This window comes from Actinoalloteichus sp. GBA129-24 (genome assembly GCF_001941645.1).
GTDB lineage: Bacteria > Actinomycetota > Actinomycetes > Mycobacteriales > Pseudonocardiaceae > Actinoalloteichus_A > Actinoalloteichus_A fjordicus.
In genome coordinates, this window is sequence record NZ_CP016077.1 from 1,130,326 (window position 1) to 1,146,371 (window position 16,046).

General features: G+C 67.0%; 11 protein-coding genes. 8 read left to right on the forward strand and 3 right to left on the reverse strand.

What is annotated here, in order from left to right:
* Nucleotides 1-141: 141 nt before the first annotated feature.
* Nucleotides 142-1,002, forward strand: coding sequence for a class I SAM-dependent methyltransferase (locus UA75_RS05205; protein WP_083682939.1), 861 nt, complete (start codon nucleotides 142-144; stop codon nucleotides 1,000-1,002).
* A gap of 25 nt (nucleotides 1,003-1,027) precedes the next feature.
* Here the strand turns inward: UA75_RS05205 and UA75_RS05210 are convergent, their stop codons facing one another.
* Nucleotides 1,028-2,152: a pyridoxal phosphate-dependent aminotransferase gene (locus tag UA75_RS05210; RefSeq protein ID WP_198042934.1), complete on the reverse strand. Its 1,125-nt coding sequence runs from the start codon at nucleotides 2,150-2,152 to the stop codon at nucleotides 1,028-1,030.
* A gap of 1 nt (nucleotide 2,153) precedes the next feature.
* Entirely contained in the window at nucleotides 2,154-3,218 is a 1,065-nt protein-coding gene (locus tag UA75_RS05215; RefSeq protein WP_232237636.1) for a fatty acid desaturase family protein, read from the reverse strand.
* Between the two features lie 36 nt (nucleotides 3,219-3,254).
* Between UA75_RS05215 and UA75_RS05220 the strand changes: the two genes are divergently transcribed.
* From UA75_RS05220 to UA75_RS05230, 3 genes are all read left to right on the forward strand, one after another.
* On the forward strand, nucleotides 3,255-4,967 hold the full coding sequence (locus UA75_RS05220) for a condensation domain-containing protein (protein ID WP_083682940.1): 1,713 nt from the start codon (nucleotides 3,255-3,257) through the stop codon (nucleotides 4,965-4,967).
* A 139-nt stretch (nucleotides 4,968-5,106) separates the two neighbouring features.
* Entirely contained in the window at nucleotides 5,107-7,911 is a 2,805-nt protein-coding gene (locus tag UA75_RS05225; RefSeq protein WP_232251219.1) for a condensation domain-containing protein, read from the forward strand.
* A 60-nt stretch (nucleotides 7,912-7,971) separates the two neighbouring features.
* Nucleotides 7,972-9,468: an AMP-binding protein gene (locus UA75_RS05230; protein WP_075739290.1), complete on the forward strand. Its 1,497-nt coding sequence runs from the start codon at nucleotides 7,972-7,974 to the stop codon at nucleotides 9,466-9,468.
* Nucleotides 9,469-9,510: 42 nt separating this feature from the next.
* On the opposite strand, the gene UA75_RS05235 is transcribed toward UA75_RS05230, so the two are convergent.
* Nucleotides 9,511-10,581 carry a chlorinating enzyme gene (locus UA75_RS05235; protein ID WP_232251164.1) on the reverse strand — a complete coding sequence of 357 codons (1,071 nt, stop codon included), beginning with the start codon at nucleotides 10,579-10,581 and terminating at the stop codon, nucleotides 9,511-9,513.
* A gap of 584 nt (nucleotides 10,582-11,165) precedes the next feature.
* On the opposite strand from UA75_RS05235, the gene UA75_RS05240 reads away from it, so the two are divergent.
* The 4 genes from UA75_RS05240 (at nucleotide 11,166) to UA75_RS05255 (ending at nucleotide 16,046) form a co-directional block, all read left to right on the forward strand.
* A complete protein-coding gene (locus UA75_RS05240) occupies nucleotides 11,166-12,566 on the forward strand; it encodes a hemolysin family protein (RefSeq protein WP_075739291.1) in 1,401 nt (466 codons plus the stop codon).
* Nucleotides 12,563-13,624 carry a CNNM domain-containing protein gene (locus UA75_RS05245; RefSeq protein ID WP_075739292.1) on the forward strand — a complete coding sequence of 354 codons (1,062 nt, stop codon included), beginning with the start codon at nucleotides 12,563-12,565 and terminating at the stop codon, nucleotides 13,622-13,624. The genes UA75_RS05240 and UA75_RS05245 overlap by 4 nt, the downstream gene beginning before the upstream one ends.
* A 719-nt stretch (nucleotides 13,625-14,343) precedes the next feature.
* Nucleotides 14,344-15,282 (forward strand): ABC transporter ATP-binding protein, encoded by a 939-nt coding sequence (locus UA75_RS05250; RefSeq protein ID WP_075739293.1) that lies wholly within the window; start codon nucleotides 14,344-14,346, stop codon nucleotides 15,280-15,282.
* On the forward strand, nucleotides 15,282-16,046 hold the full coding sequence (locus UA75_RS05255) for an ABC transporter permease (RefSeq protein WP_075739294.1): 765 nt from the start codon (nucleotides 15,282-15,284) through the stop codon (nucleotides 16,044-16,046). The genes UA75_RS05250 and UA75_RS05255 overlap by 1 nt, the downstream gene beginning before the upstream one ends.

Consider the following 16,046-nt stretch of genomic DNA (forward strand, 5'->3'; position numbering starts at 1 on the left):
AACCGAATTAACCAGGGCGCTAGACTGTCCGCAGGCAACGACTCCGGCCCGCACTTCTTATCCTCCCACCAACCACAACCGGCCGTGGCGGCTGGATGCACGTGAATCTTACTCCCGCCCCCGACCCGCATTCCGGCTGCGATGCGACCTGGAGAGACTCAAATGGCAGAGATCGATTCGATCACGATCGACGAGATGTACACCTCCCGCCACCTCGAGGTGGCCGACCGGGCTCAGTATCGCAGTTTTGAGCCCCGGCGATCCAGCATGTTGTACGAACTGGTCGACGATCTTGACATCGGGCCGGGGGATCTCGTGCTCGATATCGGCGGGCGCGACGCGTCGCATTCACTTGCGCTGGCCAGCCTGTTCGGCTGCGATGCCGTTTCGGTGGATCCAGTGGCGAGTAACAACGAGCAGGCGCGGGCCGCCGTGGCCGAGCATCCGTTGGGCAGCAAGGTGTCGATCCGGTCCGGCATGATGGAGGAAATCCCCGCTGCCGACGGCGAGTTCGACTTCATCTTCAGCCGGGACATGTTCTTTCATGTCGTCGATGCCGACCGGGCACTGGCCGAGGCCCGGCGCGTTCTCAAGCCCGGCGGACACCTGCTGCTGTATCAGACCTTTGCCACCGACCGCCTTGAGCCGTTGGAGAGAGCCGAGCTCTACGCCGGCCTGGTCGTCGCGCCCGAGCGCATGTCGCCGGACGACTTCCAGAAGCGGGCGTCGGCGGCCGGTTTAGTCATCGAGTCGACCGACGTCATCGGCTCCGAATGGCGTGAGGCTTGGGAGGAGGACGGCGAGGGTCTGACGTCCCGGCAGCTGTTGTACGCGGCCCGACTGATCCGTAAGTCCGAGCAACTACGGGCCGAACTCGGAGATGCCGACTACCGCGTCGAACTCGCCAACGCCCTGTGGGGCGTCTACCAGATGATCGGGAAGCTCGAGCCCCGGATCTTCCTGCTGCGAAACCCTGCGGTGTCCGACCAGGACAACCCGTGACGACCGTGGCATTCGGCGCGTCCCACTAGTGTCCGCGGGCGGTGAGAAACTCCTCCATACGCTCGAAGGCCTGCGGCAGTGCCGAACGACCGAGCCCGACCCGGAACCGGTTGTCCGTGGTGTCGAAGACGGTTCCGGGCAGCAGTAGGACACGCTGGTCGCGAACCAGATCGGTGACGAAGTCCTCGACCGGGACGGGCAGCAGCAGCCGTGGAAACGCGAGCATGCCCGCCGCCGGTGCCGCCCAGGCGAACGTGTCGGGATGGCTGCCGAAGAACGACTCGGCATGGGCGAGATTGGCCTTGATGATCGTCCGGCTGCGCTCGATCAGGTGATCGTGAGCTCGCAGCGCGATCAGCGACAGGATTTCGGCAGGCGCCGAGGAACAGACCGTCGTGTAGTCCTTGAGGGTTCGGGCCGTAGCGGTGATGGCCGGGTTGCGGGTCGCGAACCACCCGATGCGCAGCCCCGCCAGGGCGTACGCCTTGGACATCACACCGACGCTGACGGCGCGCTCGTCCAGATCGCAGGCCGCCGGGAGGGTATCGGCGTCGTCGTACTCCAGATGGCGGTACACCTCGTCGGAGACGACCGTGACGCCTGCGTCGCCCGCCATCGCGAGCAGCTCGGCGAACTCGGCGTGGCTGGGCAGCGCACCGGTCGGGTTGTGCGGGAAGTTGACGAACAGTGCGCGGGTGTTCGGCTGCAGTGCCTTCCGCACGGCGTCGATGTCGAGTCGCCACCCGTTGTCGGCGTCCAGTTCGACGCCGGTGATCGTGGCGCCGAGCGACGGCGCGATCCGGTGCAGTGACTCGAAGGCAGGCCACACCACCACCGCGTGGTCTCCCGGGCCGAGCAGGGTGTGCGCGAGCAGGAACAGCGCTTCGACGGCGCCGCCCGCGCACACGGTGACCTCGGTGGCCGCGGTCTCCGGGTACTGATCGGCGATCGCCTCGCGAAGCAGTGGATGGCCGGTGGTCTCGGTGTAACCGAGTTCGAGCCCGTTCCACAATGCCCTGGTATCGGCGTCGGCCAGCTCCAGCAGGTCGCGGAGGGACAGCGGATCGACGTCGGAGGCACAGGCGAAGTACTCCACCTCAGGGTCCCACCGGCCGAAGAAGCCTTCGATCTTGCAAGGATTCGGGATCACGTCAGCTTGGGTCCTTCGTCTGGCCCTCATGCAGCAGCGACCGGCGCCGGTCGAGGAAACCGAGCATGGCAGGGACCGGGCTGATGATGCGCGGCTGAGTGGCGAGTCGTTCCTGGTGGCGGGCGTTGATCGCGGGCATCTGCGACCAGTGGGTGGCCGGACTCAGGTGGTGCTCCTGGTGGTACCCGTCGTTGAACGTGACGAGGTTGTAGAACCGGCCGTAGTGGCTGACCGAGTCGGTCATGCGGGAGTCCGGGTTCGCACCGTAGTGACGGTAGTAGTTCTGCACGTTCACCAGCGTCAGTGCGCAGAAGAACGCAGGCAGGTAGACCAGCACCGTCCACTGCCAGGAGATCACCGCTAAGCCGACCAGCGCCAGGCAGTGGGCGGCCCGATCGATTTGGATCTGACGCAGTTCCCGCCTGTTCCGGTCCGGCTTCTTGGAAGCCAGCGCGAGTAGATTCTCCTCGCGTGCACCGACCCGCCACAGTCGAACGACCATCGCCAGCTCCCTGGCCCGGCTGATAATCGAATCCACGGCCCCGCGCAACGCGTAGGACACGAGCGGCTCGTGTTGGCCATTCTTGCCGTGGCGGTACGTCGACGAACGATCGCGGGTCGATTGACCGTCCTCGGGGCGGTCATTGTTGTACCGGTGGTGGTTGCGGACATGCGTCAACTCGTACGCCTGAACCGACTGGCCGATGTTCACCGAGTTGATGATCGACACGACCGCGTTGAGCTTGCTGCTCACGAACCAGGGCATGTGGGTGAACAGGTGGGATACGACAATGGTGTTGTAGGCCATCATGGCGGTGAGCAGGACTCCACCGGTGATTCGCCCCGCGAGCGGCATGAGGTTCCAGGTGCTCGCCAGCGTGAACGTGATGGCGAACTGCGCGACGCTGATAGCCGCCAGTATCGCGTCTTTGCGGCTGTGCTTCCAGATTGCCATTGACCGCCAATCCTCGGCGAAGTCGGGATCGAGCTGGGTGTCGAAGAGGCCCGGTGTTTGATCGAGGATGGTACCGGCTGGGTGGCAGCGCGGGTAGTGTCCTGACTTCATACGACTTCGGTCCCACCGGTGTGGCGAAGGGCGGAGATGACAACACATGACCAGGTGGGGGCGCATTCCCCGCAGATCGAGGGCGCGGTCCCATTGATCGATCGAACGACCGACACACTCCCCATCGGCCCGCTGCAAGAGGGCCTGTGGGTGTTCTGGCAACTGAACCCGGCCAGCGCGGCGTACAACCTCCCCGAGACCCTCCACGTCGAGGGCGAGTTCGATCTGGACGCCATCCGGTTCGCATTCGACGAGACGGTGCGGCGGCACGAGGCACTGCGCACGACATTCCATGAGACCGAGTCCGGTGTCGTCCAGGTCGTGTCAAGCGACCCGGGTCCGCTGCCCGTCACGGTCACCGACCTTCGCGACGTGCCGGCGGCCGAGCACGCGGACCGGCTCGCCGCCACTCTCTATGACGAGGCGAATGCGCCGTTCGACCTGGCTGCGGACCTGCCGATCAGGCTCGCCGTCATCCGCGTCGCCGAGGAGCGCACGTCGCTCCTCATCACCACCCACCACATCGCGTGTGATGGACCGTCGTTATCGCGTGTGCTCGAGGATTTCGAGGCGTTCCACCAGGCGGCACGACGCGGGACTCTTCCGGATCTCCCGCCCGCTCCCCCCGGCTACACCGAGTTGGTCCGGCAGCAACTCGCCGCGCTCGCGGGGCAGGGACTCCGCGATGAGCTCGACTACTGGCGAGACCGGCTCGCAGGCGCACGTGGCAGCGTGCTGCCGGGTGACGGCGGCAGCAGGTCGACGGAGGGCACCCATCGAACCTCTTCCGTGTCGACCGTCCTCCAGCCCGAACTCGCGGCCGAGGTGCTCGACTACGCCCGCCGATCGCGGGCCACCCCGTTCACCGTTCTGCTCTGCACGATGCAGATCATGATCGCCCACGCGTCGAAGGACCGTGAGGTGGTGCTGGGCACCGCGACGGAAGGGCGGTCGCGACGGTTCGTGGACACGGTCGGGATGCTCGTGAACACCCTCGTGATCAAGTCGACGATCGACACGTCTGCCTCCTTCGCGGCCGTGCTCGAAGCCGTGTCCCTCGACGTGATGGACGCGCTCGACTATCAGGATCTGCCTTACAGCCGCGCGATCGCCGAGCTCGACGGCTCCGGCCGAGGATCGGGCGACGACCTGATCAAAACCATGTTCACCGCAGGTGCGAAGGGCGGGTCCGCAGCCCGTAGCGAACGGGAGTCCGGAGTTCCGGCATACCGGGTCGAGGGCCCGTTCGACGTCATCACGTGGACCTATATCGAGGGTTCCGTGGTCGTCCTCGACTGGGAGTTCGCGCTGCGTTCGTACTCGCGCGAGACCGCAGCGGGTTACCGGGACGCCTACCAGGAGATCCTGGCCGCGTTGGTGCGCGATCCCGAGGCGCCGATCGATTCTCTCGGGCTGACCGACGTGCTTACCCGATTCGTCCCTGACGCGTCCCCGACTACGGTCGCCGGCTCGGCTGAGTCCGTGGCGTCCGACGCGGGAACGGCCGACGGGGCCGACGACACGACCCTGTCACCGGTCGAGACGGCCGTCGCGGCTATCTGGGCCGAGTTCCTGGAGGTCCCGGTCGAGTCGCCGTTCGACGACTTCTTCCAGCTCGGCGGCCATTCGATGGTGGCGAGCCGAGTTGTGGCGGTCGTCCGCCGGAAGGTTGCGCCCGTGACCATGCGGAAGCTGTTCGATCACCCGCGACTGCGCGACTTCTGCGCCCTGCTGGACACAGGCGGGTGAGCAGGCATGGCGGACATGACGATGCGTCGCTCTAAAACTGCTTGTGTGGTGTCGCAACAGGAGCGAGTTACATGATCTCCTCTGTTAGCATCGCCCGACAGCGCGTCGACTCGATGAAGGTGATATGTCGGACTCGGTGATGCCCCAGCGACGGGACCAGGGGACCGAAGTTGTGGCGACTGAGGCCGAGCCTCGATTAGCGCCCGTCTCGGTCGGTCAGGAAGCACTCTGGTTCATCGACCAGGTGACGCCAGGCACGTCTCAATACCTGATGACCTTTCCGTTCCGGATGACCGGTGAACTCGACGTGCCCGCGCTCGAGAACGCGCTCGACCGGCTCGTCGCCCGGCACGGAGCTCTCCGGACGACGTTCGTCGAACGCGACGACCAGGTGTGTCAGGTCGTCCATGACCACGTGCGCGTGCCATTGTTCGTCGAGGACGTGGCGGGCGGCGAATCCGGGGTGCGGCAACGGCTGTTACGTGAGGCCGACCGGGGCTTCGACCTGACGACCGGCCCGCTGTTCCGGGCGACTCTGCTCAGGTGCGGCGACCGGGAACACGTGCTGGTGCTGGCTACGCACCACATCATCTTCGACGGCGGCTCTCTCGACATCGTCGTGGACGAACTCGCCGAGTTCTACGCCGACGAGCTGGGTGCGGCCTCGTCGAAGGGGCAGGCAGGCCAGTACGCCCGGTTCGCGATCGATGAGCGGGCATGGCTCGACGGGGAGGAGAGTCGCGAGGAGCTGGACTTCTGGCGCGCGACTCTCTCCGGCGCCCCGCAGCTCACGCTGCCGACCGATCGCCCCCGGTCCTCGGCTTCGTCGGTCACCGGTGATCTCGCGCAGTTCACGGTCGGCGAGCAGGAGTTCGAGGGCGTTCGCTCGCTGCTCGCGCAGGAGCGGCTCACGCCCTTCATGTTCGCCCATGCGCTGCATCATCTGGCGGTCGCGCATCTGACCGGCCTGCGGGACATCGTCGTCGGCAGCCCGGTCTCCAACCGACCCGACGGATTCCGCGACGCCGTCGGCTACTTCGTGAACATGATGGCGTTACGGGTGGACTCGTCCGGCGAGCGCACCTTTCGGGATCTGCTGCGTCAGGTGCGGGGTGCCCTGCTGGACGCCTACGAGAACCAGAGATACCCGTACGCCCGTCTGGTCTCCGCCCTCGCGACCACGGAACGCGGGTTGCGTCCTGACCTGTTCGACACCGTTCTCCTCGTGGAGTACGAGGCGTCGGGAGAGGACCGATGGGGAGGTCTCGGCGTGACGCGTCTTGAGACCGACAACAGCACGACCAAGTTCGAACTCGGCGTGTCGGTCATCTGGGGCGACCGCGGCTTCGAGACCGACATCGCGTTCCGTACGGCACTCTTCGACCGAGCGACGATCGCCTCCTTCGCCGAGCACTACCGGTCGCTCGCGCTGCGGGCCATCGCCGAACCGGATGTCGAGCTGGCGAGCCTGCTGTCGGCCGACGCCGTTCCGTTCGACCGGGAGGAACCGGTCCGACGTCTTGTCGGTGCCGGGGCGTCACCCGCGTCGCGACGTGACGCGGCGGTCTCGGGTGGGTCGTCGTCGAAGTCGCCCGCTGCGCGCCGGGCGCCGAGGAACTCCCGGGAGGAGACCTTCGCCCGGCTCGTCGCCGAGGTGCTCGGCCGGGAGTCGGTCGGGATCGACGACGACTTCTTCGAACTCGGCGGGCACTCGCTGCTGATCCCGCGTCTGGTGTCACGGGTGCGGGCGGTGTTGGGCGTGGACGTCGCGATCCGGTGGGTCTTCGAGTCGCCGACGGTGGCCGGACTCGTCGATCGCCTGGAGAACCCGGTGCCCGACTCGCCGGCGCGTTCCAACGGCCATGCTTCGAGCGTCCGGACAGACAGCCGGATTCAGGTCCGGCGTCTCGTCCCCGCGTCGCCGCCCGATGAGGTGGTCTCGGGCGGGTCGTCGTCGAAGCTGTCGGCTGCGGGCCGGGCGCCGAGGAACTCCCGGGAGGAGATCCTCGCCCAGCTCTTCGCCGAGGTGCTCGACCAGGAGCTGGTCGGGATCGACGACGACTTCTTCGACCTCGGCGGGCACTCGCTGCTGATCCCGCGTCTGGTGTCACGGGTGCGGGCGGTGCTGGGGGTGGACGTCGCGATCCCGTGGCTGCTCGAGTCGCCGACGGTGGCCGGACTCGTCGATCGCCTCGGCAGCCCGGTGCCCGACGCGCTGGCGCCGCTGCTCCCACTGCGCGCGGGCGGCGACCTCGACCCGGTCTTCTTCCTGCCGCCGATCGGCGGTCTCAGCTGGGCCTATGCACGATTCCTGCCCTTCATCCCGAAGGGTCGCCCGGTCTACGGCCTGCAGGCGACGCGTCTGATCTCCGGTGCGGACCGGCCGGGAACGCTGCGGCAGGTGGCCGAGACCTATCTCGATCTCATCACCGGAGTCAGCCCAGGCAGTCCGTTGTCGCTGGTCGGATGGAGCCTCGGTGGGGTCGTCGCGCAGGAGATCGCGGTGCTGGCGCAGGAGTCCGGACGTCCGGTGCGCGATCTAGTCCTGCTCGACGCCGTTCCAAGCGTTCCTCGGGTGATTCCTGCCGACGAGGCCGTCTCCTCGGAGGCCATGGAGGCGATCACGGACTCGATCCGCGGATCCGTCGGCAGCGAAGCAGACGAGTTGACCGAGTCCCTGTTCGGCGAGCTGCTGGACACTGCCACGCACTGCTTTCGCCTGTTGGCAGCTCATCGATCCCGACCGTTCGACGGCCACACCGTCAGTTTCGAGACCGACGAGACCGGGCCGCTACGCAGCCGGATCGGGATCACGTGGACCGACCTCTCGTCCGGTGGCGTCGACACGCATCGGCTGACGTGCCTGCACAGCGAGGTCATGGACATGCCGATCGTTCGCCGGACCGGCCCCGCCGTCGCAGGCATCCTGGCGCGGCCTCGGTAAGGATCCCCGCACCCTGCCCCCGCCTCGGGCGGTCGCCGAGCATAGAGAGGGACGTGCCCAGTGAGAACGCTGCATTCCTGGTTCACTGCCACTGCTGACCGGTTACCTGATGAGATCGCGCTGGTGGTGGCCGGGCAGCAATGGACCTACGTGGAGCTCGATCGGGTCGCGCGACGCGTCGCCTCGATCGTCGCGGATACCGTGCCTCGGCGCCCGGCCCGGGTCGGGCTGCTGGCCGCGCGCAGCGTGGGGGCCTATGCGGGCTACCTCGGCGTGGTGCGCGGCGGCAACGCGGTGGTACCGATGCATGTCGATTATCCTGCCGAGAGCAACCGCCAGGTCGTGGAGGTTGCCGAGCTCGACGCCCTGATCGTCGATGACGGCCGCGACCTCGAGTTCGCGAGCGGCTTCGACCTGCCGATCATCGAGGTCGGCAGCGAGGATGCCAGACGGTTGTCCGAGGAGCGCGTGGCGGACGCCGTCGAGGACGCGGAGGACCCGGAAGACATCGCGTACATCCTGTTCACCTCGGGGTCCACCGGCGTGCCGAAGGGGGTGCCGATCCGGCATCGCAATCTCGATGCCTTCGTCCGGTACCAGCTGGACCGGTACGGCATCGGTCCCGGCTGCCGTATGTCCCAGACGTTCGGGCTGACTTTCGACCCGTCGGTGTTCGTCATGGCCGTCGCGTGGGGGAGTGGCGCCACGCTGGTGGCACCGTCGCGCGCCGAGTTGGTCGATCCGGTCGGGTTCGTCAACGATCACGCCGTGACGCACTGGTACTCGGTGCCCTCGATCGTCTCGTGGGTGCACGACGCCGGGTCGCTGGAGCCGGGCAGCCTGCCCACGCTGCGCCGCAGCCTGTTCGCGGGGGAGCAACTGACCCTGGAGCAGGCGCGCGTGTGGTCGGACGCCGCGCCCAACAGCACGATCGAGAACCTGTACGGGCCGACCGAGAGCACTATCACGGTCACCACGTACCAACTGCCTGCCGATCGAGCCGCGTGGCCGCAGACCGAGAATGCAACGGTGCCGATCGGCCCGGTGTACCCGCATCTCGAGTACCGGATCGACCCGCTGACCGGTGAGCTCCAGGTCCGAGGGCCGCAGCGGTTCGACGGGTATCTCGACCCGGCGGACAACGCAGGCCGCTTCTGGGATCCCGATGCGGCCTGCGATGCCGGCTTGGTCGGCAGTGCCGCGTGGTACCGCACCGGTGATCGCGTGGCCGACATCGACGGTGATCTCGTTCACCTGGGTCGCCTCGACGACCAGGTCAAGATCATGGGCAGGCGCCTCGAACTCGGTGACGTAGAAGCCGCGTTGCGGCAGTGGGCAGGTGTCGGTGACGTCGTCGTGGTCGCAGGCCCCGGCCCGACCGAAGACCTTCAGCTCACTGCGGTATACACCGGCGTGGCCGTCGATGCAGGCGAGTTGCGCCGCCGACTGTTCCCGAACGTGCCGAGCCACATGATTCCCGCGCGGTTCGTGCACGTGGAAGCGCTGCCGCTCAATGCCAACGGCAAGATCGACCGCAAAGCCTGCCGGGCGCTGTGACTCCGGCCGACGGACCAGCACCACAGCACCCGGCCTCGCGGACTACTGGATACGGAATGGGTAACCCCGCTGGTTCTCCGTCGCGATTCGGTTGATGCCGTAGTCGTCGACGCCGGAGACGAGCACGGCGCCGTATTTCGAGAGATCGATCTCGCCGCCGTACTCGACCACGTCATCGGTGTTCGGGTAGACCTTGACCTTGGTCGGCACGTAGCGGGCCGCGAATCCCATGCGGTAGTCCCGCACGCTACCCGTGTGTGGCAGGGACGCGTGCATGAGAGTGGACCAGAAGATGACCGACTCCCCACGCTTCATGACCAGAGGGAACGCTTGGGACTCGTCCGGCTTCCAGTTGGGATCCTTCTGCAACTGCCGGTAATCGTAGCCGAAGAAGCCCCGCTTGATTCCTTCTTTCTCCGTGCTATTGAGCGTTTCGGGTTGGAAGTCCATGGGCTTTGACTCGTCGTAGTTCATGTGGTGGTGAGTCCCCGGCATCAGCTGGAGGCAGCCGTTCTCCAGCGTCGAGTCGGTGAATGCCGTCCACACCGTGATGGTGCCGCCGAACGCAGGCTTGCCGTCCTCAGACGGCCAGGCGATCTGCGGTTTTTTGCTGGCGTTCGCGAAGGTGGCTGCCTGGTGCCAGTCCGTTCCCTCGTCGCCTGCGTACTTGGGGAAGAATTCAGTGCGCCAACACAGGACATCGGGGCCGAGGATCGACGCCACCCGGTCGACGATCCTGGGGTTCATGATGTGCTCCGAGAGCAGATCAAGGTCTAAATGGCGGTCATAATTCGCAATGTTGGTCGCCGAACCCCGGGCTTCGGCGTCGTAGATAGCATGGGATCGATCAACCAGTTGACGTCTAATCGACCGCCACCGCTCCTCCATCTCTTCCGGCTCGTAGATCCGGACTGGGCCGATGTAGCCCTCCCGATCGAACTGTTCGCGTTGCTCTTGAGACAAAGCGAAGTCGCCACGTGCGTCGTTGTTCGTCATCGTGATCACTTTATCATCACGGGAGCCTTGAATCACCCCGGAGAACACCGCGCATTTCATTGATTCGTCGGTGGGCGGCAGGTGGGCGTGCGCCGTGTCGAGTCGGACCTTCCGCATCGGTGACCGCCGAACGGTGCGACAGCGCCACCTCAATGGCGTGCGGCGCGTTGCCGAGGTCGCCGGTCCCTCGGTGGGCGAGCGCTGGTCTCCGGTGTGCGGTCTGCCTGCGTCGACGTGGCCGGCTTCCGCCGGTCTCGCGGATCTTTCACCATGTCGGCGGATCTCGGGTCAAGGGCCATCGTTCATCGACTCGATCGTGTGGCGAACGATGACGTCTGGATCATCGTAGGGAGTCTGGGGGCGTGCTCGGCGACGACGACCCTCGACGGCCGATCGGCTGTCGCGTTCGAGTACTTCCGGTGGTCGTGGCCGGTGCCTGCGGAGTGTGGGAGAGGCGACGCGCTTCGGGGCGGTGAACGCGAAATGGTCTCGCAAATGGGACATAGTTCCCACCCGTACTATCGGGCGCGGCCGTACCGTGGGTCACCTGACCCCTCCGCGCGGCCCTGTCGTCACTGGAGAGTGAAACCTTCTATGGACTCGTCCGCGAGCCCGGGGTCGTCTGTCGACGACCCCGTTCCCAGTCCCCCGCCCCAGTCCTCGACTGGGGCCTGTCGCGATCGTTGCGGCGAGGTGATGTCGTGATCGCCGCCGCGTTGACACTTCTGCTGGGCATCATCGTCATCCTGGTGATCATCGCCGCGAACGGGTACTTCGTCGCCCAGGAGTTCGCCTACATGTCCGTCGATCGGGCAAGGCTGCGCGCACGGGCAGGCGAGGGCGACGCGGCGGCACGCCGCGCATTGCAGGTCACCCGCCGCACGTCGTTCATGCTGTCCGGTGCCCAGCTGGGCATCACGGTGACCGGCCTGCTGATCGGCTACGTCGCCGAGCCGCTGGTGGGAGAGTCCCTCGCGGCGCTCCTCGGCGACACGGGTCTGTCACCGGCGGTGGCCGTCTCCGTCGGAACCGTCGGGGCGCTCGTGGTGGCGTCGATGGTACAGATGATCTTCGGCGAGCTGTACCCGAAGAATCTCGCGATCGCAGCTCCGGAGCGGCTCGCGCTCGGCCTGTCCCGGTCCACGCTCATCTACCTGGCGGTGTTCGGGTGGCTGATCACGCTGTTCGATCATGCTGCGAACCTCCTACTGCGTATGGTCCGCGTGGAGCCGGTGCACGACGTCGACATCACGATGAACGCCGATGATCTCAAGCGCGCGGTGGCCGACTCACGGGCGAGCGGCGATCTGCCGCCGGAGCTGTCGATGCTGATCGACCGGGTGATCGACTTCCCTGGCCAGGACGTGGAGCACGCGATGGTGCCGCGTTCGCAGGTCGGGGTGGTGAGTGCTTCCACGACCATCGGCGAGTTGCGGCGCCTGATGGCGGGTGCCCACACCCGCTACCCGGTGTTGGACGGCGAGGAACAGCCCGTCGGGACCGTACAACTAGTCGACCTGTTGCGCAGTGACGCGCCAGACGATGCGCCGGTGACGACGATCATGCGTTCGCCGGTGCTGGTCTCGACCCTGATGCCGTTGCCGAATGCACTGGAGCAGCTCACGCAGGCGCGGAGTCAGTTGGCTTGCGCGATCGATGAGTACGGCGGGTTCGCGGGCATTCTGACGGTCGAGGACCTCGCGGAGGAGCTGGTCGGAGAGCTCACGGACGAACACGACGCGGCGGCCGCGCCCGGGGTGGTCGCCGAGGCGTCCGATGTGTGGCGAGTCGGCGGCGACATCCACGTCGACGAGGTCGAACGCGCCCTCGGGCATGGCCTGCCGCCGGGCGACTATGAGACCTTTGCCGGTCTGTTCATCGCGTACCACGGCGCGCTTCCCGCGGGCGGTGAAGCAGTGGAGGTGCCGCTGCCGGAGGACCCCGGCGACCTGGTCGATGCCGAGCCCGTGCGCAGGACGCTCCACATCGAGGTCCTCCACCTGTCCGGACATGTTCCCGGCGAGCTCCGCGCGCGACTCGTCGAGGAGCGCGGCACGGACGTCACGCGGCACATCAACGGCGACGAAGGGAACGGACGATGAGCGACGCACTCTCCGTCACCGTGATCACGGCGCTCCTCATCATCCTGAGCGCGTTCTTCGTCGTCATCGAGTTCGCGCTGCTCGGTGCGCGCCGTCACCGCCTGGAGGCCGAGGCGGCGACGAGTCGGTCCGCGCGTGCGGCCCTTCGCGGCGCGCATGAGCTCACCATCATGCTGGCCGTGGCACAGCTCGGGATCACCGCGTGTACGTTCGCGCTCGGCGCCGTCACGAAGCCGGCCGTCGACTACGCGCTGTCCCCGCTGTTCGCATCCTGGGGGCTGCCGAGCTGGCTCGCCGACGGCGGCGCATTCGCGTTGTCGCTGCTGTTCGTCACCTTCCTGCATCTCGTGGTGGGGGAGATGGCACCCAAGTCATGGGCGATCGCCCATCCGGAGACGGCGGCGAAGATCATCGCGGTGCCCTCGCGGGCGTTCGCATGGGTGTTTCGGCCTCTGCTGCTGTGGGTCAACGCCTTGGCGAACCGGCTGGTCGCCGCAAGCGGGATCACGCCGGTGGATCGGGCGGCGGTCGGTGGGCAGAACGTCGACACCATCCGCCAGCTGGTCGAGCACTCGGCCTCGGTGGGAACGCTCGAGGCCCCCTTCCGCACGCAGTTGTCCGACGTACTCGAGCTGGAGCGTTTCACCGTCGGTGATCTGGTCCAGCGGCGGGGCCTGTTGGCCTCCGTCGGCCCGGGTGCGTCGGTGGATGACGTCCAGCGTGCGGCGGCGCAGTCCGGCCACCTGCGCATCCTCGTGACGGACGAGCGCGGTGCGCCGACCCGATTGGTCCATGTCCGCGACTGCCTCCTGGAACCACCCGATCGGCCTGTCGACGGCATCGCCCGGCCGTTGCTGACCGTCGACGCTGCCACCGCTGTCTACGAGGTGCTTGCGCAGATGCGCGCGCGCAGCGAACAACTTGCGCTCGTCGCACGGGACGGCGAGGTCGTGGGGGTGATCACGATCACGGACATCCTGCGCCGCATCATGCCGCGCGACGGGTCCCGGCCGGTGGGGCGGGCACGTGCCCCCAGGCCTGCGGCATCTGCGGGGTGATCCGGACACGGGTCGATGCTGCGAAGAGAGAACGGAGACATCGCATCGGTCGCCGGGTTCTCGTCGGGGTCGTCGAGCAGCGTTGACGGGGTGGGGCGGCCGTGGTCGCCCCACCCGGTTCGGCGTCGCGGCTCGTCGTTCGCCGCCTGCGGTTGGAGGAGACGTTCTTCTGGCTCGGTGCCTGCGGCGGCGGGCAGCGCGAGTCCATCGAGACCAGTGGGCGCCGGGGAGCCCGTTCCGTAGGAAGCCCGGCTGGGGACCGGACGGCGCCCGCTCGATACCAGGGTCACCGGTGTCTACCTCGGCGTCGGCGCGTATCTGAAGACCACCCTTGCCGACGACGACAAGGACGAGATCCACAGCAGGTGGCAGGCAGGCTGCCTCGGCGACGTCCCGTCCGCCGAGGTCGAGGACGCCGTCTCCGCCACCCGGACGGGCTCGAGGGCACTGGCCGGAATCAGATGACCAGAGCCTCCATCAGACCCACGGCGGTTCGCTGATCCGAGCACCGGGCCAGGCGTGGGAGGCCGAGCATGTCGGTTCCACCGCCGTCCCCCCAGGTCAGCCGCCTGCCGCGGTGACAGGCGGCGCGACGACCGACAGAGCTTCGGGGCTCCGCACGGTGCCGTACATCCACCGAACGGTGGAGGCGCGAATCAACCCCAGCTCAGACGCCACGGTCGATCTGGCGGGGTGCGGTGCGCCCGTAACTTCGCAATATGTCCGCATTGGAAGTGCGAAATCTGCACAAGCGCTACGGGCGGCACGTTGCCGTCGACGACGTCTCCTTCACTGTTGAAGAGGGGGAGATCTTCGGCATCATCGGGCCCAACGGCGCAGGCAAGACGACCACCGTCGAGAGCATCGCCGGCCTGCGAACGCCCGACTCGGGCTCGATCTCCGTGCTGGGATTCGACCCGGTCAAGGACCGGGCGGAGGTGCGTGAGCGACTCGGCGTGCAACTGCAGGAGAGCAGCTTCCCAGACGCGATCAAGGTCACCGAAGCGCTCGAGCTCTACAGCTCCTTCTACCGGGACCCCGCCGACTGGCGCGAGCTCATGGAGCTCCTGGGTCTCACCAAGAAGCGCAACACGCAGTACAAGGCTCTCTCCGGCGGGCAGAAGCAGCGACTGTCGATCGCGCTCGCTCTGGTCGGCAATCCGAAGGTCGCGATTCTCGACGAGCTCACGACGGGACTGGACCCGCAGGCGAGGCGCGATACCTGGAGCCTCATCGAGCGGGTTCGTGACACGGGCGTCACGATCCTCCTTGTCACGCACTTCATGGATGAAGCGGAGCGCCTCAGCGACCGGATCGCCGTCATTCATGGTGGCCGGGTTGCCGCAGTGGATACGCCGGTAGGGCTGATTGCGCAGGCGAGCGCGACGCAGCAGGTCCGGTTCCGCGTGACCCAGCCGTTGGACAAGAGCGTCCTGACCGAGCTTCCCGACGTGACCGATGTCGAGGTCACCGAGGGCCGCTGGCTGGTCACCGGCAGGGGACAGCTTCTGAGCAGCGTCGCACGGGCTCTCGGCAGGGTGGAGGTCGTGGCGCAGGATCTCCGCGTCGACCAGCGCAACCTCGACGACGCGTTCGTGGCCTTTACGGGACGCGCCCCGGAATCATCCCCGGAACCCTCCGAGAGGAAGGCTGACTGATGCGCACTCTCCGGAAGATGATCAAGGTCGAGACGAACCTCTTCCTTCGAGACTCTGCCACCGTCATCTTCGGTGTGCTGTTCCCGACGGCACTCCTGCTCGGGCTGGGTGCCGTCCCGGCACTCAGGGAGTCGACGCCGGAGACCGGCGGGCTCCGGTCCATCGACATCTGGGCGCCGACCGCACTGGTGTTCGGGATGGTGATGATCGCCGTGCAGCACGTCCCGTCGGTGATCGCGACGTATCGTGAGCGCGGCATCCTGCGCAGGATGTCGACCACTCCTGCGCATCCGAGGAGCGTCCTGCTCGCGCAGATGATCGTCGCGTTCACCTCCGTGGTCGTCTCCGCGGCACTCATGATCTTCCTCGCGTGGGCCGTGCTGGACATCGCGCCGCCCGAGCGACCCCTGGAGTTCATCGTCGCCTTCATCGTCGGCTATGCGGCGCTGCTCGGGCTGGGCATGATCTCCGCGGCCGTGGTTCGCACGAGCAGTGCCGCGAACCAGATCGGCACCCTCCTGTTCGTTGCGCTGATGTTCTTCGGCGGGGCCTTCCTGCCCCGTGTCGTCATGCCCGACGTGCTGCGCGAGGTCGGCGAATTCATCCCGCCCGGGCTGCAGGCTCTCACCGCGGCGTGGTCCGCCGAAGCGGGCGAGATCACCGCCACCGCCGGTGGCCAGCCCTTCTGGCTGCAGATTGCCATAATGGCGGGTATTGCACTGCTTGCGAGCGCGGTCGCCGCGAAACTCTTCCGCTGGGAGTAG

Coding starts and splice junctions, on each gene's coding strand:
- UA75_RS05205 (WP_083682939.1), top strand. CDS start 142: ATGCGACCTGGAGAGACTCAAATGGCAGAGATCGATTCGATCACGATC.
- UA75_RS05215 (WP_232237636.1), bottom strand. CDS start 3,218: ATGAAGTCAGGACACTACCCGCGCTGCCACCCAGCCGGTACCATCCTC.
- UA75_RS05220 (WP_083682940.1), top strand. CDS start 3,255: ATGACAACACATGACCAGGTGGGGGCGCATTCCCCGCAGATCGAGGGC.
- UA75_RS05225 (WP_232251219.1), top strand. CDS start 5,107: ATGCCCCAGCGACGGGACCAGGGGACCGAAGTTGTGGCGACTGAGGCC.
- UA75_RS05235 (WP_232251164.1), bottom strand. CDS start 10,581: ATGCGGAAGGTCCGACTCGACACGGCGCACGCCCACCTGCCGCCCACC.
- UA75_RS05245 (WP_075739292.1), top strand. CDS start 12,563: ATGAGCGACGCACTCTCCGTCACCGTGATCACGGCGCTCCTCATCATC.
- UA75_RS05250 (WP_075739293.1), top strand. CDS start 14,344: ATGTCCGCATTGGAAGTGCGAAATCTGCACAAGCGCTACGGGCGGCAC.
- UA75_RS05255 (WP_075739294.1), top strand. CDS start 15,282: ATGCGCACTCTCCGGAAGATGATCAAGGTCGAGACGAACCTCTTCCTT.